The organism is Bradyrhizobium centrolobii, from assembly GCF_001641635.1.
GTDB lineage: Bacteria > Pseudomonadota > Alphaproteobacteria > Rhizobiales > Xanthobacteraceae > Bradyrhizobium > Bradyrhizobium centrolobii.
The window spans coordinates 167,205-187,951 of the sequence record NZ_LUUB01000080.1 but is presented as its reverse complement, the minus strand read 5'-3'; the positions used below and the strand labels follow the sequence as shown (position 1 = coordinate 187,951).

Genomic DNA, 20,747 nt, shown 5'->3' with positions numbered 1-20,747 from the left:
TTGTCGCACGGGATGTGCTATTGTCGCCTCCGTTCCCTGGAGGTGCCATGGACGACCGTTCGGATAAACTTCGCGCGTTCTACGCGCAATTGATCTGTGCCGCGGCCAGGACCGAGGATCCCCGTATCGAGCAGGCCTTTCGCACGGTCAGGCGCGAGCCGTTCGTCGGGCCCGGGCCGTGGTCGATCTCTCTCGGCGGTCACCCCTATGTCGTGACGCCCGACGATGATCCCGCCTTCATCTATCAAAACACGCTGCTGGCGCTGGACACGACGCGCGGCATCAACATCGGGATGCCCGGCGCGCACGCCTATTGGCTCAGCGGCTGCGGCGTGAGGGAAGGCGAGACCGTGCTCCAGATCGGCGCGGGCAGCGGGTACTACACCGCAATTCTCGCGCATCTCGTGGGCCCGCGCGGCCGCGTCTATGCATACGAGATCGATCCGGCCCTGGCGGCTCTGGCGCGCGAGAATTTGAAGGAGATCGCCGCGGTCGAGCTTCGCGAGCGATCAGGCATTGCGCCCGGCTTGCCGGCCGCGGACGTGATTTATGTCTGTGCGGGGGCGGTGCAGCCGGCTGGGGAATGGCTCGATGCGCTGCGGCCCGGCGGCCGGCTGGCGTTTCCATTGGCGCCCGAGGGTGTGCTCGGGGGCATGTTGATGATCACGCGCCCCGAGCAGGGGCCGATCTGGCCAGCTCGTTTCCTGGGCCGGGCCCAGTTCGTTGGCTGCGCGGGACTCCAGGATGAGGAGGCCGGTCGGCGATTGATGGACGCGTTCGCGAAAGGGTGGGAGCGCGTGCAGTCGTTTCGGAGAGAGGGCACGCCCGACGCGACGTGCTGGTTTGCAGGTGAGGGCTGGTGGCTTTCGACTGCGCCTGCGGCCTTGCCTGCGGGCAACATCCGGCCGCACGCCGACATCACGCAGGCCTGATGGCCGGCGATCGCCAGCGCTTCACGATCCCGTGCACCCGACGCAGCGTAGTCGGCCGCGCGAGGCGCGGAACAGGCTGCGGCAATACCACCGCCGCGCCAGCGCCTGGACGGGCCTGCGGATCATCTGCGCCATCAGCAAAATTTCGAAAGCCATACACCTCGCTCCTGGCCCGATAAATGGGGCGGCACCCTCGCAAGGAGAATGCCGCCCGCATCGTATCAGCCATGCAGCTGATCGTGAGCCAAGGTTCAGCCGTGAAGCTTAGCCGTGAAGCTTCCTGGCGGTCTCCGCGATCGCGCGGCCCTGATAGCGGGCGCCGGCGAGCTCGTTGGCGCTGGGCTGCCGGCTGCCGTCACCGGCCGTGATCGTGGTCGCGCCATAGGGCGCACCGCCCGTGACTTCTTCGACGCCCATCTGGCCGGAAAAGCCGTAGTTCAACCCGACCACGACTATGCCGAAATGCAGCAGGTTGGTGATGATCGAGAACAGCGTCGTCTCCTGGCCGCCATGCTGGGTCGCGCTCGAGGTGAAGGCGCCGCCGACCTTGCCGTTCAGCGCGCCCTTGGCCCAGAGCCCGCCGGCCTGGTCCAGGAAGTTCGCCATCTGCGATGACATGCGGCCGAAGCGGGTGCCGGTGCCGACGATGATCGCATCGTAATTCGCGAGGTCCTCGATCTTGGCGACCGGCGCCGCCTGGTCGAGCTTGTAGTACGAGGCCTTGGCGACCTCGGCCGGCACGAGCTCGGGCACGCGCTTGATATCGACGGTCGCGCCGGCCTCGCGCGCACCTTCGGCGACGGCATTCGCCATCGCTTCGATGTGGCCATAGGCGGAATAATAGAGGACGAGAACTTTGGTCATGGTGGTCTCCGTTGTGTGGTGGGGCGAGCTTTGTTGAGTGATAGGGGGAGCTTTTCGATGCGCTCGTCATTGCCGGGCTTGACCCGGCAATCCATCGCTCTTCAGGGACTCTTGCGGAGGAGATGGATGCCCGGCTCAAGGCCGGGCATGACGAGTTGGTGTGGGGTTGCGCTTACGCCGCGTCGACGAGTACGAGCTCTGAATCCTCCAGCGCCGTGATCGTCAGCCTGTCTTCTTCGCGGATCGCCGCGCCGTCGCGGGCGTTGACGCGCACGCCGTTGATCTCGACCGATCCTGCTGCCGGCACCAGGTAGAGGTGACGCGACTTCTGAGGCTCGTATTCCGCGCTCTCGCCGGCCTTCAGGGTGGTCGCGAGCACCCGCGCATCGGCGCGGATCGGCAGCGCATCCGTGTCGGCCTCGAACCCGCTCGCGATGGTGACGAGCTTGCCCGTGCGGTTCGCCTTCGGAAATGGCTTCGACCCCCAGGTCGGCTGGCCGCCGCGCACAGTCGGCTCGATCCAGATCTGGAAGATCCGGGTCTTGGTCGGCTCGAGATTGTACTCGGAGTGGCGGATGCCGCTGCCCGCGCTCATCACCTGCACGTCGCCCGCTTCGGTCCGCCCCTTGTTGCCGAGGCTGTCCTGATGGGTGATCGCGCCCTCACGCACATACGTGATGATTTCCATGTTGGCGTGGGGATGGGCGGGAAAGCCGGTGTTCGGCGCGATCTCATCGTCATTCCACACCCGCAAGGCACCGTGACCCATGTTGTTCGGGTCGTAGTGGCTTGCGAAGGAGAAATGATGCTTGGCCTTGAGCCAGCCGTGATCGGCGCCGCCGAGCTTTGAGAAAGGTCTGAGTTCGATCATCTGCGTAATTCCTATCTGGGCGGGTGGCGTCCGGATCAGGCGCCAAAACCGCCGTCGACGTTGAGCACGGTGCCGGTGACGAAGGAGGCTTCCGGGCTTGCGAGGAACACGACGCCGGCAGCGACTTCCTCGGGGCGGCCGAAGCGCTGCAGCGCGTGCTGCTTGCGCTGCGTCTCGGCGAACTCGCCGCCGTCCTTCGGGTTCATGTCGGTGTCGATCGAACCGGGCTGCACCACGTTCACGGTGATGCGGCGCGGACCGAGGTCGCGGGCCGCACCCTTGGTGTAACCGACGACGGCCGCCTTGGTGGCGACGTAGTCGGCAAGGCCAGGGAACGAGGCGCGGTCGGCGAGCATCGAGCCGACGGTGACGATGCGGCCGCCTTCGCCCATCAATTGCGAGGCGGCGCGGATCGCCGCGATCACGCCATGCACGTTGATGGAATCCTGGCGGGCGAGGGCTTCAGTATCGGCTTTGGCGTCGTCGATCGCGCCGCCGGCGGCGACGCCGGCATTGTTGACGAGGATATCGAGATGGCCGAATTCCTTCGCCACGTCGTTGACGAGCTTGGTGACGTCCTTGGCGGAGGCCTGATCGGCCTTGAAGGCACGTGCCTTCACGCCCCTGGCCTTCAGATCGGCGACGACAGCTTCCGCTTTTTCGGGCGAAGCGACATAGCTGATGGCGACGTCTGCGCCTTCATCGGCGAGTGCGCGAGCCGAAGCTGCGCCGATGCCGCGAGAACCGCCGGTAACGAGGGCAACCTTGCCTGAGAGCTTCTTGGTCATTGGATTTCTCCAGTCCATGAATTTGGGATGGCACTTGGATATGCCTCCGCCGTGGTATAGAAATAGAAACTGTCGAAACACATTGTTTCTCTAAATAGCACTATCGGACCGGCACCCATGGCAAAACTCCCCGATTTCGAGGCGCTCGCGATTTTCGCAAAAGTCGTGGAATTACGGTCGTTTGCGGCGGCTGCCAGCGAACTCGCGATGTCCAAGGCGACCGTCTCCAAGGCGGTGACCCGGCTGGAGGAGCGACTTGGCGCGCGGCTGTTCAACCGCACCTCGCGCCGGCTTGCGCTGACCGATGCCGGGCACAAGCTCGCCGAACGGGCGACGCGCCTGCTCGCCGACGGTGAGGCGGCCGAGAACGAGGCTTTGGCGCAGTCGGTGGCGCCGCGCGGCTTGGTGCGGCTCGCCGTGCCCATGACGTTCGGGATCAAGGCGGTGGCGCCGCTGTTGCCGGAGTTCTTCCAGGCCTATCCGGAGGTCTCGGTCGATCTGCACTTGAGCGATGCGACGGTCGACCTGATCGGCGAGGGCTTCGACATGGCGGTGCGGATCGCGCGGCTGCCGGATTCCTCGCTGATCGCGCGGCGGCTCTTCACCATGCCGCGCTTCACTGTGGCCGCGCCTTCTTATCTGAAGCGTCACGGCCGGCCGACCCACCCGATGCATCTCGCCGAGCACAAGTGCTTCAGCTACGCCTATCTAACGACGCCCAATGTCTGGCACTACACCAATTCGGCTGGCGAGCAGGCCAGCGTGCGTCCCGGCGGGCGGCTTCGCGTCAACAATGGCGAAGCGGTGATGCCGGCGCTGATCGCCGGCCTCGGCATCGCGGAGCTTCCCGAATTCATCGTTGGCGATGCCATCTCCTCCGGCGAGGTCGAAGTAATCCTGAAGGACTGGAAGCAGGCCGAAGGCGCCGTGCACCTGGTGACGCCGCCCGGCGGCCCGCGCCCCGCGCGCGTCGAGGCGCTCGCCGATTTTCTCGCGGCGAAATTGCCTGGCACATGCAAGCGGCGGCCGAAGAAAGGCGGGAAGGCGTCGTAATTCCCGCCCGGCGGGCATTCGGCGCTTTACGCCTTTGCTCGCCCTGCTGGATATCGCTACTCTATCCTCCGAACGAAAAACAAAATCATATTGGGGGAGCCGCCGATGAACCGCCGTGACCTGCTGCGTGCCGCCGCAGCATTGCCGCTCGCACAGACCGTGATCTCGCGTCCGGCCTTTGCGCAAGCCTATCCCGCCCGCAACATCACCATGATCGTGCCGTTTCCGGCCGGCGGACAGGCTGATCTCGCGGCGCGCCCCGTCGCGATGGCTCTGGAGCGGATCCTCGGCAAGGCGGTCATCGTCGACAACCGCGCGGGCGGCGGCGGCGGATCGGTCGGCAATGCCGCGGCGGCGCGCGCTGCGCCCGACGGCTACACGTTGTTGATGACCCTGTCCTCGCTCGCGGTCCTGCCGGAAGCCGACCGGCTGTTCGACCGCCCCGTCGCTTACGAGGTCTCGCAATTCATGCCGATCGCGCGCGTGCTTGCCGATCCCACGCTGCTCGCGGTGCCGGCCTCCGCGCCATGGAAGACTGCGCAGGACTTTGTCGAGGATGCGAAGAAGCGCCCGGGCCAGATCACTTATGGTTCGTCCGGGCCCTACGGCACGCTGCATGTGGCGATGGAGATGTTCGCAAACAGCGCCGACATCAAACTGCTGCACGTGCCGTTTCGTGGCGCAGGTCCTGCGCTGACCGCGATCCTCAGCGGCACCGTGCAGGCGATCGCGGCAGCACCCGGCACGCTGAAGCCGCAGGTCGATGAGGGCAAGCTGCGCGTGCTCGGCAACTGCGGTGCGCAACGCATCGCGAGCTTCCCTGACGTGCCGACCTTCCAGGAGCTCGGCTACAAGGATGTCGAGATGTATATCTGGGCCGGCCTGTTCGCGCAGAGCACGCTGCCGGCGGCGATCGCGAGCCGTCTGCGCGAAGCGATGGCACAGGTGATGGCGAGCCCGGACGTGCTCAAGTCGTTCGAGGCCTCCGGCAGTCTCGTTGCCTATCAGGACGCGCCGGCCTTCTCGCAATTCGTGGCGACCGACAGCGCGCGGCTGATCGCGGCGGTCGAGAAGATCGGCCGGGTGGAATAGGTTCCAATCCCGCTTTCACATTTTGTTGTTGGTCCTGAACCTGCCCGCGCCTCATTGATTGAGGAGCATTTGAGGGAATCGGGAAGGATCGGGACATGCGAACAGAGCGAATTGCCCTGGGTGTGGCGCTCGCGATCGGCGGCATCGTCGCGCCGGGTGCGGCGTTCGCACAGGAATATCGCGGCACGATGGAACAGCAGATGGCCTGTACGCCCGATGTGTGGCGTTTGTGCAGCGACCAGATTCCGGACAGGAACCGCATTGTGGCCTGCCTGCAGCAGAACACGCAATTGCTCTCGAGCGGGTGCCGGGCGGTGTTCCAGTCCAACAACCAGGCCCAGCCGCAGCAGCCGGTGCCGCGCAATCGCGCCGCGCCACCGCCGCGCTACAATGCGCCGCCGCCTCCGCAGCCGCGCTATTACGATGAGGACTACTAGCGCGCTCTAGGTTACGAGCATGATCTCCGCGCAAACGCGTTCCGCGTTTGTCGCGAGGGAAAAGCCCTGCACACTTTGCGCTAACGCGGCCCTTCGCGTCCGGATCATGCTCTAGGACCGGTGTTCGCAGACGTCGACCCACTCGGCCGCGATCAGCTCGGCCATGCGATCGGGGGCGATGCGAACCGCGCTGTGGGTCGAGCCGGCAGCCGGCACCACCACGTCGAAGGCCTTCAATGATACGTCGCAATAGACCGGCAGCGGCTCCTTCAGTCCGAACGGGCAGACGCCGCCGACCTCGTGGCCGGTGATCTCGGCGACCTCTTCCAGTCCCAGCATCTTCGGCTTGCCGCCGAACTGCGTCTTGACCTTCTTGTTGTCCATGCGCGAGGTGCCGCTCGCGACGATCAGGATCACGCGCTCGCCGATGCGCAAGGACAGCGTCTTGGCGATCCGTCCGGGCTCGACGCCATAGGCTTCGGCAGCCAGCGCCACGGTCGCGGAGCTGATCGGGGATTCGATGACGGCGATGTCGGGAGCTTTCTCGGCGAAGAAGGCGCGAACGGATTGAAGGCTCATTCCAGACTGCTCATTCCGAACTCATCATTCCGAACTCATGGGCGGGCGGCGATCCCGGGCAGCTCGGAGAGCGAGCGGACGCGATGATCCGGCACAAACCCGAGCTCGTCCATCTGGGTCCGGATCGCCTTGAACATGATGAGCGGTGCCACGAGTTCGTTCTCGACGCAAGCCAGCGCCATCGCCTCCGGCGTCACCCGCTCGATCCAGGCGACGTTCAGCCCGAACGCCTTTGCGCCCGCTGCGTCCCACGGGTTGGAGGAGACGAACAGTACCTCGTCGGGGCGGGTGCCGAGCACCTCGCCGATCAGCTCGTAGGCCTCCGGGCTCGGCTTGAAGACCTTCTTCGCATCGACGCTGATCGTGGCATCGAGCAGCTGGTCGAGGCCGGTGTTGCGCACCAGCGCGTTGAGCATGTCCGGACTGCCGTTGGAAAGGATCGCGAGCTTGCGCGGCTTCAGCGCCGCAAGCGCATCCGCCGCGTCCGGATAAAGATCAAGATGCAGATATTTCTCGATCACGCGCTCGAACGCCTCGCTCTCGTAGGCGAGCCCGAGGACGCGTAGCGTATAGGCGAGCGAGTCACGCGTGACGGCGGTAAAATCCTGGTAGCGCCGCATCAGCGAGCGCAACCAGGTGTATTCGAGCTGCTTGATGCGCCAGACCTGCGTGATGATCTCGCCGTAGCCCGGAAACGCATCCTCGGTGATCTCCGCGACCGACTGGATGTCGTAGAGCGTTCCGTAGGCGTCGAAGACGACAGCTTTGATCGTCACGTTGACCTCTCGGCTAGATCCCCAACAGCTTGCGCGCGTTGGCCTTCAGCACCTTCGGCCGGATCTCGTCGCGGATGTCGATCTTGGAAAAGTCCGACAGCCAGCGGTCCGGCGTGATCACCGGCCAGTCCGAGCCGAACAGCATCTTATCCTGAAGGATCGAGTTGATATAGCGCACCAGGATCGGCGGGAAATATTTCGGCGACCAGCCGGACAGGTCGATATAGACGTTCGGCTTGTGGGTCGCGACCGACAGCGCTTCCTCCTGCCAGGGGAAGGAGGGATGGGCGAGGATGATCTTGAGGTCGGGGAAATCCGCCGCGACGTCGTCCATGTACATCGGGTTGGAGTATTTCAGCCGCATCCCCATGCCGCCGGGCATGCCTGAGCCGACGCCGGTCTGGCCGGTGTGGAACAGCGCGATCGCGCCGCCATTGTTGATCTCTTCGTAGAGCGGATAGGCCATGCGGTCGTTGGCGTAGAAGCCCTGCATGGTCGGATGGAATTTGAAGCCGCGGACGCCGTATTCCTCGATCAGCTTGCGTGCCTCGCGCGCCCCAAGCTTGCCCTTGTGCGGGTCGATCGAGACGAAGGGGATGAGGACGTCGAGATGGTCGGAGGCGACCTCCAGCATCTCGTAATTGCTGTAGCGGCGGAAGCCGGTCTCGCGCTCGGCGTCGACCGGGAAGATCACGGCGGCGATGTTCTTGGAGCGATAGTAGGCCGCGGTCTCCGGCACGGTCGGCGGATGCTTGTTCGGCGACTTGAAGTACTCCGCCATCTGCGCCTGGAAGTCGTCATAGCCGTCGTCGGCATGGCAGCCGCAGGGCTCCTCGGCGTGGGTGTGGATGTCGATCGCGACGACGTCGTCGATGTTGGGCAGCTTCAATTTCGGCATTGGTTTCCTCCCGAGCTCGGAAATTGATTATATGATATAACGAATTTGGCAAGGGTCGGGGCCGCGGCCTCCAATCGCTGCGCCGTTGGGGCCGTTTCAGCCCCATCTGGGGTTAATCGGCTTGGAATGAAGCTGGTCGCATTGACATCCGGTCCCGCCATGGCTTAGAAACCGCCCCGTCCCGGGCGGTCGGTCCGCCGGCGGGAAAGATCGCATTTTGCCATATTCGCGCGTGCCGAAACGGTAGTGCCGAACACGGCCTTTCGAACGTTCAGGATTCTGCCATGAAGGTCCGTAACTCGCTGAAATCGCTGCGCGGTCGCCACCGCGCCAACCGCCTGGTCCGCCGCAAGGGCCGGGTCTACGTGATCAACAAGGTGCAGCGCCGCTTCAAGGCGCGCCAGGGCTGATTCCGCCCTGGACGCGGCTTTCGCGCGCCCGCGAGACCACGGTCTCACAGGACTTTGACGCCGTCCTTGCTATGCAAGGGCGGCTTTGCGCGTTTACACTTTCACCATGGCAGTGAGATTCTCGATCCCGCGTACCCTGTGTCTGGCCGTCGTTCTGGCCGGAACCGGCCTCGCTCCGGCCGTCGCACAGGATGATCCGATGGCCCCACCCGGCAAGCAGCAGAAGAAGCTGCCTGAGGCCCCGGCGAAGCTCCCCAAGGTCGATCGCACCAAGAACCTCGATTTCCTGTTCGGCGCGCTGAAGGCGGCCCCTGACGATGCCAGCGCCAAGCATGTCGAGGCGCGCATCTGGGCGATCTGGCTGCAGACCCCGAGCGACACCGCGGCGCTGCTGATGGCGCGGGCCAAGGCGGCGGTGGATGCGCAGAAGGTCGAGGTCGCGATCAAGCTTCTGGACGCCGTCATCAAGCTCCGGCCCGACTATATCGAGGCCTGGAACCGGCGTGCCACGCTGTACTACATGCAGAACGATTACGGCCGTTCGCTCGCCGATATCCAGCAGGTGCTGATCAGGGAGCCCCGTCATTTCGGCGCGCTCGCGGGCCTCGGCATGATCATGCAGGAGATCGGCGACGAGAAGCGCGCGCTCGATGCCTACCGCAAGGCGCTCGCGGTCAATCCGCACCTCGATAAGATTCCCGAACAGGTCAAGGCGCTGACCGAGAAGGTCGAAGGTCGCGACATCTAGCCGACAAATCGAGCCGCTCTCGAGCGATTGCGGCGCGCGGGCGTTAACTACGATTTCAGAGTGCGCTTCGAGAGGGGTATTGCTGCTGCCGCCGCAGGTCTACCTGCATGGCAGGAGCAAAAGCCATGAAGCGTTTGATCTTTGCAGGTGCGCTGCTGCTGGCGTCAGCGACGGCCGGTCTGGCGGACGGACTGTTCTGGGTGGTCGGCAATCGCGCCACCGGCAAATGCGACATCGTGACCAGCAACCCGGTCATTGCAGGCGACATCTGGTTCGGAGACGGTCCCTACAAGTCCAAGGCCGACGCAAAGCTCGCGCGCTCGACCATTCGCGCCTGTCCTGCGGTCAACCCCGACGACGAGAAGGACGAGGACAGCGCGAACTAGACCGATTGCGGCCTAGTGCAGGACGCTGGTGCCGCGTTCGGCGAGGCTGCGATCGGCAGCTGCGGCGTAGAGTTTGGCAAGCTCGGCCTCGAGATGCTCGTTGATCAGGAGGAGTGCCCGTACCGCGCCGCGCAGGTCACCGTTGCAGCTTGCGACGATCTCATCGATTGCAGTGTCGTTTGATCTAACGCTCATCGAAAATCCTCCGGTTCAAACCATGACAATCCTGCCGGTCTTTCCCGCGTTCCTGTGGATTGCGAGGAGGATCGGCGCCCACCCGCCTATAGATGGCCAAACCGACCGTGGCGATTATATGGAAACCGCCATGACGGCCGCATGAAGCTGTTCCGAGGCTTGTGGGCGATCAGGCGAGTCCATTGATTTTGTTGAGTTTTTCTCGATGGTAATTCTGCACATATCCACAGCCCTGACATTTCGTCTGGCAGCACTCAGCCGCTCGGAGCGAAACTGCCGCTACGAAGACCCGTAGCTGCCATGAGCCCTGGATTGCCCGGATTTTCTTCATGATCGTGATTTCAGTCGTGGCGGCGCTGGTTGCGTTGGCGCTTGTCACGCAGGCCGGCATCTTCGCCGTGCAGCGCGCCTTTCCGCCGCAGGGCCGGATGGTCGAGGTCGAAGGTGCGACGCTTCATGTCGTCGATATCGGCCCGCGCGATGCCGCCCCGCCGATCGTAATGCTGCATGGCGCAAGCTCCAATCTCGAAGCGATGCGGCGCCCGCTCGGCGATCTCCTGGCGAAGAACCATCGCGTCATCCTGATCGACCGTCCCGGCCATGGCTGGAGCACACGGGCGCGGCGGCAGGATTCGACGCCAGAGATCCAGGCGCGGATGATCGATGAGGCGCTTGGCAAGCTCGGCATCGCGCGCGCGATCTTCGTCGTGCATTCATGGAGCGGGGCGCTCGGCGCGCGGATTGCGCTCGATCATCCGCAGCGCGTCGCCGGCCTCGTCATGCTGGCGCCGGTGACCCATCCCTGGCGCGGCGGCGTCGGCCGCTACAACGAGCTCATCGCAACGCCCGTGATCGGCGCGCTGCTCGCCTACACTATCACGCTGCCGCTCGGCTATGTCCTGGCTGAATCCGGAGCGCGCAACGTCTTCCTGCCGCAAATGATGCCGGACGGCTTTGTCAGGGATTCCGCGACACCGCTGCTTCTGCGCCCGCGCGAGTTCATCGCCAATGCCTATGATCTGGTGACGCTGAAGGAATCAGTGGCTGGGCAGGTCTCGCGCTATGGCGAGATATCGGCGCCGGTCGTGATCATCGCCGGCGAGCCCGACAAGACCGTGTCGACCAATATCCACGCGCGTCCGTTCGCCGCGACGGTGCCGAATGCGAAGCTGATCGTGCTGCCTGATCTCGGACACATGGTGCAGAACGCGGTGCCGGATCTCGTGAAGTCCGAAATCGAGACGATGATCGGTGGGATCGTCCCGGTGCAGGCGGCCGCCGATTAGCGGCCGCCTCGCACGTGCATTACTGCTTGATTTTCCCGTCCTTGTCGAACTGCGAGACGTAGGCCCAGAGATCGTTGATCTCCTTCTCGTTCTTGATGCCGGCGAACGCCATCTTGGTGCCGGGGATCTTGGCCTTGGGATCCTTGATGTACTCCTTGAACACCGCCTCGCCCCAGGTGATGCCGGAATTCTTGTTCGCATCGGAGTAATTGTAGTCCGGCGCGGTGCCGGACTTGCGGCCGTCGAGGCCGTTGAGCTCGGGGCCGACCTTGTTCTTGGCGCCTTCGCCGATCGCGTGGCAGGCCATGCATTTGTTGAACGACGTCTTGCCGGCGGCGGCATCCTGAGCCATCGCGGCGGACGCCGTGGCAGTCACGGTGAGGATCATCAGTGCGCCAAAAGTCAGTTTTTTCATCGGGTGCTCTTCGTCTCTTCCCTGGTTGGTGTCAGTCTGGTCGGCGATCATCGGACCTTTCTGGTTTTGGCACGGTCCGCTCGGCTTGGACAAGCCACGAAACCATGACAGGTTTCCTGACGTCCTACTTGTCCGAGAGCGAACTCGCCGGCGATTGCCGATCCGACTTTCGGATGGCCTACCCAAACCACTGCAGACGTGGTTGATTTGTCGCGACAAATTGATCTTGCGGCGCACGCCGGAAGGAGCCTCCAAATGGCCATCATGATGCCGGCAGCCGACCAGGCTGTGCTCGCGCGCCGCGCGGAGATCGTCGCCGCGCTGCGCGCAATCGTGCCGGGCGAAGGTGTGATCGACAGCGCCGCCGAGATGCGGGTTTATGAATCCGACGGATTGACGGCCTATCGACAGCCGCCGATGGTCGTGGTGCTGCCCGATACCACCGAGCAGGTCTCGCAGGTCCTGAAATATTGTGCAGCCCACGGCATCAAGGTGGTGCCGCGCGGTTCCGGCACGTCGCTGTCCGGCGGCGCGCTGCCGATCGAGGACGGCGTGCTCCTGGGGCTCGGCAAGTTCAAGCGCATCCGCGAGATCGATTTCGACAACCGCGTCGTCGTCACCGAGCCCGGCGTCACCAATCTCGCGATCAGCCAGGCGGTCGCGCATGCCGGCTTCTACTACGCGCCCGATCCGTCGTCGCAGATCGCCTGCTCGATCGGCGGCAACGTCGCGGAAAATTCCGGCGGCGTGCACTGCCTGAAATACGGCATGACCACCAACAACGTGCTCGGCTGCGAGATCGTGCTGATGAGCGGCGAGATCCTGCGCATCGGCGGCAAGTCGGCGGAGAATGCCGGCTACGATCTGATGGGCGTCATCACCGGCTCCGAAGGCCTGCTCGGCGTCATCACCGAGATCACCGTGCGCATCCTGCAAAAGCCGGAGACGGCGCGCGCGCTGATGGTCGGCTTCGCCGAGGTCGAGGCGGCCGGCGAGTGCGTGGCGCGCATCATCGGCGCCGGTATCATCCCTGGTGGCATGGAGATGATGGACAAGCCCGCGATCCACGCCGCCGAAGCCTTCGTCCATGCCGGCTATCCGCTCGACGTGGAGGCGCTTCTGATCATCGAGCTCGACGGCCCGTCCATCGAGGTCGACGAGCTGATCAGCCGCGTCGAGGCGATCGCCAATGGCTGCGGCTCGACCACCTGCCAGATCTCGACCTCGGAGGCCGAGCGCAACCTGTTCTGGGCCGGGCGCAAGGCGGCGTTTCCGGCCGTGGGCCGCATCTCGCCCGACTATCTCTGCATGGACGGCACCATCCCGCGCGGCGCGCTGCCGAAGGCGCTGGCGCGGATCCGGGAGCTGTCGGAAAAATACCAGCTCGGCTGCGCCAACGTGTTCCATGCCGGGGACGGCAATCTGCATCCCCTGATCCTCTACGATGCCAACAAGCCGGGCGAGATCGAGCGCGCCGAGGCCTTCGGCGCCGACATCCTGCGCGCCTGCGTCGAGTTTGGCGGCGTGCTCACCGGCGAGCACGGCGTCGGCATCGAGAAGCGCGACCTGATGGGCGACATGTTCACCGAGATCGACCTGAACCAGCAGCAGCGCCTGAAATGCGCCTTCGACGCGCAAGGTTTGCTCAACCCCGGAAAGGTATTTCCGACCCTGCACCGCTGCGCCGAGCTCGGCCGCATGCATGTGCATGCGGGCAAGCTGGCATTTCCGGATATTCCAAGGTTCTGAGGGCGGTGTTGAATACCCTCTCCCCTTGTGGGAGAGGGTGCCGAGCGAAGCTCGGCGGGTGAGGGGTCTCTCTCCAGGCGTGACTATCTCTCGGTCGAGATCGCGGATAGGACCCCTCATCCGTCGCGCTGCGCGCGCCACCTTCTCCCACAAGGGGAGAAGGTGAGCAGGCCCCTACTGACCTCACATCAGCGCGTATTGCGTGCGCTCGCGCCTGGCCAGCAAGGGCAGAGCCTCTCCTGCGATATGGCTCTTGAAATGCGCGCTCTCCTGGTGGGCCTTGAAGGCCGCCTCGTCGCGGAACAGTTCGTAGAACAGGAACTGGGCCGGATTGTCCTTGGCGCGGCTGATCAGGAACAGTTTTACGCCCGGCTCGCTTTGCGCCTGCGGAAGGAAGCCGCGCAGGATCTCGGCGACCCTGTCGGCCTCCTCGGCCTTCGCCTCCCATTGCGCCACGACCAGAAGGCCGCCGCTGCTGATTGCCTCGTTGATCATTGCTGGCTGGCTCATGATGGAACTCCTCTTGAACCGTCCCCCATCGCCCGATGCGCAGGGGACAATTCGACAGATAGCGAAGTCTGTACGTCAATGATTCGACGTCGATCGAAGTGTCGAGATGCCATGGTGAGGAGGCCGCCAACGGGTCCGCGCGAAGCGCGGCCCGATGACAGGCTCCACTGCGCCATGCGTCGAATTGATTTCCGCCCCGAATTTCGTTACCCGCTAGAAGCGTGGATACGCTCAAGGTCAGAGACGCCAAAGACGTCGAAGAGGTGGTGCGCGCGGCGATTGCCAATGAGCAGCCGCTCGAGATCATCGGTCATGGCACCAAGCGCGGCATCGGCCACGCGATGGCGACCAACGCCGTGCTCGACGTTTCCGCGCTGAGCGCGGTGACCTCCTACGAGCCGAACGAACTCATCGTCACGCTTCAGGCGGGCGCGCCGCTTGCCGACGTGCTGTCGCTGATCGATTCCAAGAACCAGCAATTCGCCTTCGAGCCGATGAACACCGCGCCGCTGCTTGGCACGCCGGCGCTCGGCACCATCGGCGGCATGATCGCGGCAGGCCTGGCCGGCCCGCGGCGGATCCGGGCAGGCGGGGCGCGCGACCATCTGTTAGGGGCCCATGCCGTCTCCGGCTTCGGCGACAGCTTCAAGACCGGCGGCAAGGTGGTGAAGAACGTCACCGGTTACGACCTCTGCAAGCTGCTCGCGGGCTCCTGGGGCACGCTGTCGGTCATGACCGAGGTCACGCTCAAGGTCATGCCGAAGCCGGAAGCCGAACGGACGCTGCTACTGCGCGGGCTCGACGATGCCGCCGCCAACAAGGCCATGACCGCGGCGCTGGGCTCGCCCTACGACGTCTCCGGCGCCGCGCACCTGCCGAAATCGGCGTTTCGCGCCCGCACCGAAGGGCTGGGCGACATCGCAGGCCAGGGCGAGGCGCTGACCGTGCTGCGGCTGGAGGGCATCAGGGCCTCCGCGGTTCACCGTGCCGGCTCGCTGCGCGAATTGCTGGCGCCGTTCGGAACCGCGACCCTCGTCGAGGATGCGGCGTCTTCGGCGCTGTGGGCTGCGATCCGCGACGTCCTGCCGTTCGCGGCAGGGGGCGCGCTCGGCGCCTGGCCGGTCTGGCGGATCGTCTGTCCGCCGGCCTCGGGGGGCGCGCTCGGTGCACAATTGGGACGCGAGACCGGCGGCGACGTGATCTACGACTGGGGCGGCGGGCTGATCTGGGCGGCGCTACCGCCGAAGGGCGATGCCTACGCTCCGACTGTGCGCCAGCGCGTCAATGCCTTCGGCGGGCATGCCACGCTGATCCGGGCTGCTGAGGACGTCAGGCGCAATGTCGACGTGTTCCATCCGCAAGCCGAAGGCATCGCGGCGCTGAGCGAGCGGGTCCGCGCCAGCTTCGATCCGAAGACCATCCTCAACCGTGGACGGCTGACCCGGGGCGCTGCGGCATGAAGACCGAATTCTCACTCGCGCAGCTTGCCGACCCCGACATCGCCGAGGCCGACAAGATCCTGCGCGCCTGCGTCCATTGCGGCTTCTGCACCGCGACCTGTCCGACCTATGTGCTGCTCGGCGACGAGCTCGATAGCCCGCGCGGTCGCATCTACCTGATGAAGGAGATGCTGGAGAAGGATCAGGCGCCGACGGCGGAGGTGGTCAAGCACATCGACCGCTGCCTGTCGTGCCTTGCCTGCATGACGACCTGCCCCTCAGGGGTGCACTACATGCACCTCGTCGACCAGGCCCGGGTCAGGATCGAGGAGCGCTACCAGAGGCCGCTGGCCGAGCGGCTGCTGCGCGAGGTGCTGGCCCTCGTCCTGCCGGACCCGCAGCGCTTCCGCGCCAGCATGTGGCTGGCGCGGCTCGCTCGCCCCCTGGCTGTGTTTCTGCCGACGCCGCGCCCGTCGCCCACCCCCGGCCTGATCCAGCGGATCAAGGCGATGCTGGCGCTGGCCCCGAACCGCTTGCCACCACCGGGCCCCGCCGCGGGCAGCGTGTTTGCCGCGCTCGGCAAGAAGCGCGGCCGGGTCGCGCTGCTGCAGGGCTGCGCCCAGCAGGTGCTGGCGCCGCGCATCAACCAGGCCGCCATCAATCTCCTGACCCGCCACGGCATCGAGGTCGTCCTGGTCAAGGACGAGCAGTGCTGCGGCGCATTGACCCATCACCTCGGCCGCGACGACGATGCGCTCGCCCGGGCCCGCGCCAATGTCACGGCGTGGCGTGCGGAAACGGCGAAGGAGGGGCTCGACGCCATCCTGGTGACGACGTCCGGTTGCGGCACGGTGATCAAGGACTATGGCTACCTCCTGCGCGAGGATCGCGACTTCGCAGCCGATGCGGCGCGGGTCTCCGCGCTTGCGAAGGACATCACCGAATACGTCGCCGGTCTCGGGCTCGAGCCGACTGCGCGACAGGACAACATCGTCGTCGCCTATCACTCCGCTTGTTCGTTGCAGCACGGGCAGAAAATCACGGGGCTTCCGAAAGAATTGCTTTCCAAGAATGGATTCGTGGTGAAAGATGTCCCGGAGAGCCACTTGTGTTGCGGTTCGGCGGGGACCTACAACATTCTCCAGCCCGACCTTGCGGGCAGGTTGCGCGATCGCAAGGTCGCCAACATCGCAAGCGTCAAGCCGGATATGATTGCTGCGGGCAATATCGGCTGCATGGTGCAGATTGCCAGCGGTACGTCAGTTCCGGTCGTGCACACGATTGAGCTTCTCGATTGGGCGACGGGCGGTTCGCGGCCGGCATTGAACTAGTCGAGCGGCGCCGCGTCCCGAGGTGACGACTGAAGACGCCTGATCAATCATTGTTCGGCGGCAACAGGAGGACCACGATGGCGAAAGCGAAGAAGAAGAAAAGCAAGAAGGCCAAAAAGGCCAGGAAGCTCGTAGCGAAAACCGCGAAGAGGGCCGCAAAGAAGGCTGGCAAGAAGAAGGCCGCGAAGAAGTTCGCCAAGAAATCCGCGAAGAAGTCAGCGAAGAAATCCGCAAAGAAGGCTGCTCCGAAGAAGGCAGCGAAGAAAGCCGCTGCTCCCAAGAAGAGCGCGGCCAAGAAGAGCGCAGCCAAGAAGACTGTGGCGCCGGCCCCCGCGCCGTCGGCTCCGATGGAGCCACCGGCTCCCGCACCGGAGACGAGCTGGGCTACTCCGGCACCGGCCTCCGACAATCCGGCGACTCCGGTCGAGGGGCAGGGTTAGCCGCCTCGACACCGGGGACATCATGCGAAAGCAGGAAGGCCGCGGCGGTGACGCTGCGGCCTTTTTGCATCGCCGTCGCGGCTGCCGGAAACAGTCCTTCCGGCGCCCTTTTGATTCGTGACCTCGGCGCCACGGCTTCTAACAGTCCCCCGTAACAACCCGGGTCCGGAGTGCACCTTGGAATGAAAATAATGTGATCGAGAAGCAACACACGTCGACAACCTTTCGTGGAAACGCCGGAACGCCCAAAAAGTCGGCAGATGCTCGTGTTTTTGGCTTCACCGTGTGACGCCTGCGTCCCAGATTGCGGCGGTTAGAAAATTTGCAGTCAGGTATCGCATGGCCCGGGGGGCTCAGGGATCTGACTGGGGTTCAGACTGGTGATGGGGATCGAAATGAAAAAAGTGACTTTGTTGGCAACGGCGCTGGCAATGGTGACGGGCTCGGCTCTGGCGGCAGACCTGCCGGTGAAGGCGTTGAAGGCTCCGCCGCCGCCTGCCTTTGAGCCCTGGGATGTCGCCTTCGGCGGCGGCATCATGAGCGACTACATCTTCCGCGGTATCACGCAGTCGAATCACAATCCGTCGGTCACGGCTTATTTCGAGCCGCGCTACAACGTCACCAAGGACCTCCAGCTCTACGTGGGCGTGTCCGGTGAGAGCATCTCCTTCCCGAACCGTGCCGCGGCCGAGATCGACGTCTATGGCGGTATCCGCCCGACCTTCGGTGCCTTCGCCTTCGACATCGGCGTGTGGGGCTACCTGTATCCGGGTGGCAGCTGCTTCTTCGGCGCGCCGGGAATTGACTTTGCGGGCAACTTCCAGGGCGCCGAGTGCGCCTCGCAGGCCCTGATCAACGGCAACGTGATCAAGAAGGACCTGAGCTTCTTCGAAGTCTACGGCAAGATGACCTACACGGTGAACGACAACTGGGCGTTTGGCGTGACCGAGTACTATACGCCGAGCTACCTGAACTCCGGCGCCTGGGGCAACTACACCTCGATCACTGGCAAGTACATCGCGCCCAGCACGATCTTCGGTTCGAGCGGCGTTGGTATGTATGTGTCCGGTGAGTTCGGCCGTCAGTGGCTCGGCACCTCCGATAGCTTCTACGGCACGGCTGCCTTCCCGAACGGCATCAAGTACGCCGACTACAACACCTGGAACATCGGCATCGGCTTCACCTACAAGGTGTTCACGCTGGACCTGCGTTACTCCGACACCGACCTTTCCAAGGGTAACTGCAACGCCTTCACCAGCGACTTTTCTTCCCGCGGGAACATCGCTGCGAACGTCGGTACCGACGTGACCCCGATCAATCCGTCGGGTGTCGGCTCCAACTGGTGCGGTGCGGCCGGTATCGCCAAGCTGTCGGTCGACCTGACGGCGATGACCAACCTGAAGTAAGTTTCTGACCGAGACTGACTGAAAGGGGCGGCAGGACAACCTGCCGCCCTTTTGCTTTTGGGGGCGTGAACGTCTCTGGCGGCACGGTGCGGCCGCCAGTGGCCTTTGGTTGCACGATCGAGCCGCAGACTCGTTTCACCTCTCCCGCTTGCGGGGAAGGCGCAGGCCGCCTTCGGCGGCCCTCCTCTTAAGCGAAGCCTCGGCTATGGCGAAGCGCCGGATGGGGCTCTCTCCACCGTGGGAATGCCGCCCGCGGAGACAACCCACCCCTCCCCGCGAGCGGGAAAGGGAGCGCAGTGCGGTCAGCGCGCCGCGCTCGGCTCCGGCTGGGCCGGCTCGCCGCTGTGGCCGAGAACGTGGATCTCACCGCTTTCCTCCATCGCCACCTTGCGCGTGTGGAAGACGTCGAGCGTCGAGCGGTGCCCGATCGAGACGATGGTGGCTTGCGGCAGCTTCTCCGCCAGCAGCCGGTAAAGCCGGGTCTCGGACGGTTCGTCGAGCGAGGCGGTGGCCTCGTCCAGGAACAGATAGTCGGGCGCATGCAGCAGTGCGCGGGCAAGCCCCAGGCGCTGCTGCTCGCCGAGCGACAGCGTCCGGTTCCAGTGCCCTTCCTCGTCGAGCCGTTCCGCCAGCCGCGGCATGCCGACCGCCGTCAGCGCCTCCCTGATCTTTTCGGGCGCGATCGTACCGTGCTCGGCGGGGTAGATCACGGCATCCCCCAACGGGCCGACCGGGAAATACGGCCGCTGCGGCAGCATCATCAGCCTGGCCTTCTCGGGGATGGCAATCGTACCGGTGCCGAACGGCCAGATGCCGGCGACGGCGCGGAACAGCGTCGACTTGCCGGATCCTGACGGCCCGGTCAGCAGCACCCGCTCCGACGGCTGGATCGTGAAGGCATCGGCCGTGACCAGCGGAGCGCCGTTCGGCAGCTTCACCAGCAAGTGCTGGAGCGCGATCGCCTTGCTTACGCCGGATGGCGCGACGCCGATGGTCGGCTCGTGCGCCGTGATGTTGGCGGCCGCGCTGACCGACATCTCGAAACCGTCGAGACGGGCGACCACCGCGCGCCATTCCGCGAGCGTGCGGTAGGCCGTGACGAAGAAGGATAGCGCATCTTGCACGCTGCCGAACGCCGAGGCGGTCTGCATCATGTCGCCAAGCTGGATCCTCTTGGCGAAGTAGGCGGGCGCCACCATCACATAGGGAAAGATCACGGCGGCCTGCTGATAGCTCGCCGTAAACGCGGTGATGCGCTTGGTCCGGCTCATGATCGCGTACCAGTTGCCAATGACGAATCCGAAGCGGTGCAGAAGGTGCCCTCGCTCGGCGCCTTCACCTTTCAGAAGCGCGATCTGTTCGGAATTTTCGCGCACCCGGATGAGGTTGAAGCGGAAATCGGCCTCGAAGCGCTGCTGCTCGAAATTGAGGTTGACGAGCGGGACACCGATCCAGTGCGTCAACGCCGTACCCAGGACCGCGTAAACCAGCGCACACCAGACCAGAAAGCCGGGGACGACGAGGTCGGTGCCGTAAATATGCAGGGGCGCCTTGTTGGACAGACCCCACAGGATGACGATGAACGAGGCCAGCGTCACGATCGCGGAGAGCAAACCTAACCCGATGCTCAGCGTCTGCTCGACGAACGTCTTGACGTCCTCGGTGATACGCTGGTCCGGGTTGTCGGCAGCGTCGCCCTTGAGCTGCATACGGTAGTGCGTGGCGCCGTCGAGCCATTCGCCGAGATAGTGTCGTGTCAGCCACTGCCGCCAACGGATCTGCAGCCATTGGTTTAGGTAAAGCTTGTAGACGGCGAGCGCGACGAAGGTGAAAGCGAGGCCAACGAAGATCCAGATCTCCTTGACGAACTCATCCAGATCGTACGCCTGGAGTGCGCTGTAGAATCGGTTCTGCCACTGATTGACGAGGACATTGATCGCGACCAGCGCCAGCTCGATCGCGATCACGGCGGCGAGCAGGCCGCGGCCGGCCCATTTGTCCTCCGATCCGAAATAGGGGATGGCGATTCGCCAAACGGTCGCGAGCGTGGCGCGGATGTTCTTCACAGAGCTAGGTCTCCTGTGGGGTGTGCGCAAATGCCTGTAGCAGCGGCGGAAATAAGCGCGCTTAGACTAAAGTCGC

General features: G+C 64.6%; 24 protein-coding genes. 12 read left to right on the top strand and 12 right to left on the bottom strand.

Annotation, left to right across the window (positions count from 1 at the left end):
- The first annotated feature begins 47 nt into the window (after positions 1 to 47).
- Entirely contained in the window at positions 48 to 932 is an 885-nt protein-coding gene (locus AYJ54_RS29710) for a protein-L-isoaspartate O-methyltransferase family protein (protein WP_063704614.1), read from the top strand.
- 21 nt (positions 933 to 953) lie between these two features.
- On the opposite strand, the gene AYJ54_RS53555 is transcribed toward AYJ54_RS29710, so the two are convergent.
- From AYJ54_RS53555 to AYJ54_RS29695, 4 genes are all read right to left on the bottom strand, one after another.
- Positions 954 to 1,088: a hypothetical protein gene (locus AYJ54_RS53555; RefSeq protein ID WP_283808718.1), complete on the bottom strand. Its 135-nt coding sequence runs from the start codon at positions 1,086 to 1,088 to the stop codon at positions 954 to 956.
- Between the two features lie 108 nt (positions 1,089 to 1,196).
- Positions 1,197 to 1,796, bottom strand: coding sequence for an NAD(P)H:quinone oxidoreductase (gene wrbA, locus AYJ54_RS29705; protein WP_063704611.1), 600 nt, complete (start codon positions 1,794 to 1,796; stop codon positions 1,197 to 1,199).
- A 172-nt stretch (positions 1,797 to 1,968) separates the two neighbouring features.
- Positions 1,969 to 2,667, bottom strand: a complete 699-nt coding sequence (locus AYJ54_RS29700; protein WP_063704609.1) for a pirin family protein — start codon at positions 2,665 to 2,667, stop codon at positions 1,969 to 1,971.
- Positions 2,668 to 2,702: 35 nt separating this feature from the next.
- Complete coding sequence (locus AYJ54_RS29695; protein ID WP_063704607.1) at positions 2,703 to 3,455, bottom strand: SDR family NAD(P)-dependent oxidoreductase; 753 nt, start codon at positions 3,453 to 3,455, stop codon at positions 2,703 to 2,705.
- 117 nt (positions 3,456 to 3,572) lie between these two features.
- On the opposite strand from AYJ54_RS29695, the gene AYJ54_RS29690 reads away from it, so the two are divergent.
- The 3 genes from AYJ54_RS29690 (at position 3,573) to AYJ54_RS29680 (ending at position 6,037) form a co-directional block, all read left to right on the top strand.
- On the top strand, positions 3,573 to 4,508 hold the full coding sequence (locus tag AYJ54_RS29690) for a LysR family transcriptional regulator (RefSeq protein ID WP_063704605.1): 936 nt from the start codon (positions 3,573 to 3,575) through the stop codon (positions 4,506 to 4,508).
- Between the two features lie 105 nt (positions 4,509 to 4,613).
- The gene (locus tag AYJ54_RS29685; RefSeq protein WP_063704603.1) at positions 4,614 to 5,600 is read left to right on the top strand and encodes a tripartite tricarboxylate transporter substrate binding protein; all 987 of its coding nucleotides are present in this window, start codon (positions 4,614 to 4,616) and stop codon (positions 5,598 to 5,600) included.
- A 95-nt stretch (positions 5,601 to 5,695) separates the two neighbouring features.
- Positions 5,696 to 6,037: a hypothetical protein gene (locus AYJ54_RS29680; RefSeq protein WP_063704601.1), complete on the top strand. Its 342-nt coding sequence runs from the start codon at positions 5,696 to 5,698 to the stop codon at positions 6,035 to 6,037.
- A gap of 111 nt (positions 6,038 to 6,148) precedes the next feature.
- Here AYJ54_RS29680 and AYJ54_RS29675 read toward each other — a convergent pair whose 3' ends face one another.
- From AYJ54_RS29675 to AYJ54_RS29665, 3 genes are read right to left on the bottom strand one after another with little or no spacing between them, the layout of a single operon-like run.
- Entirely contained in the window at positions 6,149 to 6,616 is a 468-nt protein-coding gene (locus AYJ54_RS29675) for a YbaK/EbsC family protein (protein ID WP_063704599.1), read from the bottom strand.
- A gap of 35 nt (positions 6,617 to 6,651) precedes the next feature.
- A complete protein-coding gene (locus AYJ54_RS29670; RefSeq protein ID WP_063704597.1) occupies positions 6,652 to 7,392 on the bottom strand; it encodes a haloacid dehalogenase type II in 741 nt (246 codons plus the stop codon).
- A gap of 13 nt (positions 7,393 to 7,405) precedes the next feature.
- The gene (locus tag AYJ54_RS29665) at positions 7,406 to 8,290 is read right to left on the bottom strand and encodes an amidohydrolase family protein (RefSeq protein WP_063704595.1); all 885 of its coding nucleotides are present in this window, start codon (positions 8,288 to 8,290) and stop codon (positions 7,406 to 7,408) included.
- A gap of 284 nt (positions 8,291 to 8,574) precedes the next feature.
- Between AYJ54_RS29665 and ykgO the strand changes: the two genes are divergently transcribed.
- From ykgO to AYJ54_RS29650, 3 genes are all read left to right on the top strand, one after another.
- The gene (gene ykgO, locus AYJ54_RS29660; RefSeq protein WP_006611362.1) at positions 8,575 to 8,700 is read left to right on the top strand and encodes a type B 50S ribosomal protein L36; all 126 of its coding nucleotides are present in this window, start codon (positions 8,575 to 8,577) and stop codon (positions 8,698 to 8,700) included.
- A 106-nt stretch (positions 8,701 to 8,806) separates the two neighbouring features.
- Entirely contained in the window at positions 8,807 to 9,448 is a 642-nt protein-coding gene (locus AYJ54_RS29655) for a tetratricopeptide repeat protein (RefSeq protein WP_063704593.1), read from the top strand.
- Positions 9,449 to 9,573: 125 nt separating this feature from the next.
- Entirely contained in the window at positions 9,574 to 9,834 is a 261-nt protein-coding gene (locus AYJ54_RS29650) for a hypothetical protein (protein WP_063704877.1), read from the top strand.
- Positions 9,835 to 9,846: 12 nt separating this feature from the next.
- On the opposite strand, the gene AYJ54_RS29645 is transcribed toward AYJ54_RS29650, so the two are convergent.
- Positions 9,847 to 10,029: a hypothetical protein gene (locus AYJ54_RS29645; RefSeq protein ID WP_063704591.1), complete on the bottom strand. Its 183-nt coding sequence runs from the start codon at positions 10,027 to 10,029 to the stop codon at positions 9,847 to 9,849.
- A gap of 329 nt (positions 10,030 to 10,358) precedes the next feature.
- Between AYJ54_RS29645 and AYJ54_RS29640 the strand changes: the two genes are divergently transcribed.
- The gene (locus tag AYJ54_RS29640; protein WP_063704589.1) at positions 10,359 to 11,315 is read left to right on the top strand and encodes an alpha/beta fold hydrolase; all 957 of its coding nucleotides are present in this window, start codon (positions 10,359 to 10,361) and stop codon (positions 11,313 to 11,315) included.
- A 19-nt stretch (positions 11,316 to 11,334) separates the two neighbouring features.
- On the opposite strand, the gene cycA is transcribed toward AYJ54_RS29640, so the two are convergent.
- Positions 11,335 to 11,730: a cytochrome c-550 CycA gene (cycA, locus tag AYJ54_RS29635; protein WP_063704875.1), complete on the bottom strand. Its 396-nt coding sequence runs from the start codon at positions 11,728 to 11,730 to the stop codon at positions 11,335 to 11,337.
- A 255-nt stretch (positions 11,731 to 11,985) separates the two neighbouring features.
- Here cycA and AYJ54_RS29630 point away from each other — a divergent pair, with 255 nt between their 5' ends.
- On the top strand, positions 11,986 to 13,479 hold the full coding sequence (locus tag AYJ54_RS29630; RefSeq protein ID WP_063704587.1) for an FAD-linked oxidase C-terminal domain-containing protein: 1,494 nt from the start codon (positions 11,986 to 11,988) through the stop codon (positions 13,477 to 13,479).
- Between the two features lie 183 nt (positions 13,480 to 13,662).
- On the opposite strand, the gene AYJ54_RS29625 is transcribed toward AYJ54_RS29630, so the two are convergent.
- Complete coding sequence (locus AYJ54_RS29625) at positions 13,663 to 13,989, bottom strand: putative quinol monooxygenase (protein WP_063704585.1); 327 nt, start codon at positions 13,987 to 13,989, stop codon at positions 13,663 to 13,665.
- 221 nt (positions 13,990 to 14,210) lie between these two features.
- Here AYJ54_RS29625 and AYJ54_RS29620 point away from each other — a divergent pair, with 221 nt between their 5' ends.
- Both AYJ54_RS29620 and glcF read left to right on the top strand, forming a co-directional pair.
- On the top strand, positions 14,211 to 15,449 hold the full coding sequence (locus tag AYJ54_RS29620) for an FAD-binding protein (RefSeq protein WP_063704583.1): 1,239 nt from the start codon (positions 14,211 to 14,213) through the stop codon (positions 15,447 to 15,449).
- Positions 15,446 to 16,759 (top strand): glycolate oxidase subunit GlcF, encoded by a 1,314-nt coding sequence (gene glcF / locus AYJ54_RS29615; RefSeq protein WP_063704581.1) that lies wholly within the window; start codon positions 15,446 to 15,448, stop codon positions 16,757 to 16,759. Before AYJ54_RS29620 ends, glcF begins: the two co-directional genes overlap by 4 nt.
- Before the next feature lie 43 nt (positions 16,760 to 16,802).
- Here glcF and AYJ54_RS50875 read toward each other — a convergent pair whose 3' ends face one another.
- Positions 16,803 to 17,168 (bottom strand): hypothetical protein, encoded by a 366-nt coding sequence (locus tag AYJ54_RS50875; RefSeq protein ID WP_063704579.1) that lies wholly within the window; start codon positions 17,166 to 17,168, stop codon positions 16,803 to 16,805.
- A 426-nt stretch (positions 17,169 to 17,594) separates the two neighbouring features.
- Between AYJ54_RS50875 and AYJ54_RS29605 the strand changes: the two genes are divergently transcribed.
- Positions 17,595 to 18,605, top strand: a complete 1,011-nt coding sequence (locus tag AYJ54_RS29605) for a TorF family putative porin (protein ID WP_063704873.1) — start codon at positions 17,595 to 17,597, stop codon at positions 18,603 to 18,605.
- 302 nt (positions 18,606 to 18,907) lie between these two features.
- On the opposite strand, the gene AYJ54_RS29600 is transcribed toward AYJ54_RS29605, so the two are convergent.
- Positions 18,908 to 20,671, bottom strand: coding sequence for an ABC transporter ATP-binding protein/permease (locus AYJ54_RS29600; RefSeq protein WP_063704577.1), 1,764 nt, complete (start codon positions 20,669 to 20,671; stop codon positions 18,908 to 18,910).
- Positions 20,672 to 20,747: the final 76 nt, after the last annotated feature.

Coding starts and splice junctions, on each gene's coding strand:
- AYJ54_RS29690 (WP_063704605.1), top strand. CDS start 3,573: ATGGCAAAACTCCCCGATTTCGAGGCGCTCGCGATTTTCGCAAAAGTC.
- AYJ54_RS29650 (WP_063704877.1), top strand. CDS start 9,574: ATGAAGCGTTTGATCTTTGCAGGTGCGCTGCTGCTGGCGTCAGCGACG.
- wrbA (WP_063704611.1), bottom strand. CDS start 1,796: ATGACCAAAGTTCTCGTCCTCTATTATTCCGCCTATGGCCACATCGAA.
- cycA (WP_063704875.1), bottom strand. CDS start 11,730: ATGAAAAAACTGACTTTTGGCGCACTGATGATCCTCACCGTGACTGCC.
- AYJ54_RS29645 (WP_063704591.1), bottom strand. CDS start 10,029: ATGAGCGTTAGATCAAACGACACTGCAATCGATGAGATCGTCGCAAGC.
- AYJ54_RS29710 (WP_063704614.1), top strand. CDS start 48: ATGGACGACCGTTCGGATAAACTTCGCGCGTTCTACGCGCAATTGATC.
- AYJ54_RS29680 (WP_063704601.1), top strand. CDS start 5,696: ATGCGAACAGAGCGAATTGCCCTGGGTGTGGCGCTCGCGATCGGCGGC.
- AYJ54_RS29605 (WP_063704873.1), top strand. CDS start 17,595: ATGAAAAAAGTGACTTTGTTGGCAACGGCGCTGGCAATGGTGACGGGC.
- AYJ54_RS29695 (WP_063704607.1), bottom strand. CDS start 3,455: ATGACCAAGAAGCTCTCAGGCAAGGTTGCCCTCGTTACCGGCGGTTCT.
- glcF (WP_063704581.1), top strand. CDS start 15,446: ATGAAGACCGAATTCTCACTCGCGCAGCTTGCCGACCCCGACATCGCC.
- AYJ54_RS29655 (WP_063704593.1), top strand. CDS start 8,807: ATGGCAGTGAGATTCTCGATCCCGCGTACCCTGTGTCTGGCCGTCGTT.
- ykgO (WP_006611362.1), top strand. CDS start 8,575: ATGAAGGTCCGTAACTCGCTGAAATCGCTGCGCGGTCGCCACCGCGCC.
- AYJ54_RS29675 (WP_063704599.1), bottom strand. CDS start 6,616: ATGAGCCTTCAATCCGTTCGCGCCTTCTTCGCCGAGAAAGCTCCCGAC.
- AYJ54_RS29625 (WP_063704585.1), bottom strand. CDS start 13,989: ATGAGCCAGCCAGCAATGATCAACGAGGCAATCAGCAGCGGCGGCCTT.
- AYJ54_RS29685 (WP_063704603.1), top strand. CDS start 4,614: ATGAACCGCCGTGACCTGCTGCGTGCCGCCGCAGCATTGCCGCTCGCA.
- AYJ54_RS29630 (WP_063704587.1), top strand. CDS start 11,986: ATGGCCATCATGATGCCGGCAGCCGACCAGGCTGTGCTCGCGCGCCGC.
- AYJ54_RS53555 (WP_283808718.1), bottom strand. CDS start 1,088: ATGGCTTTCGAAATTTTGCTGATGGCGCAGATGATCCGCAGGCCCGTC.
- AYJ54_RS29640 (WP_063704589.1), top strand. CDS start 10,359: ATGATCGTGATTTCAGTCGTGGCGGCGCTGGTTGCGTTGGCGCTTGTC.
- AYJ54_RS29700 (WP_063704609.1), bottom strand. CDS start 2,667: ATGATCGAACTCAGACCTTTCTCAAAGCTCGGCGGCGCCGATCACGGC.
- AYJ54_RS29665 (WP_063704595.1), bottom strand. CDS start 8,290: ATGCCGAAATTGAAGCTGCCCAACATCGACGACGTCGTCGCGATCGAC.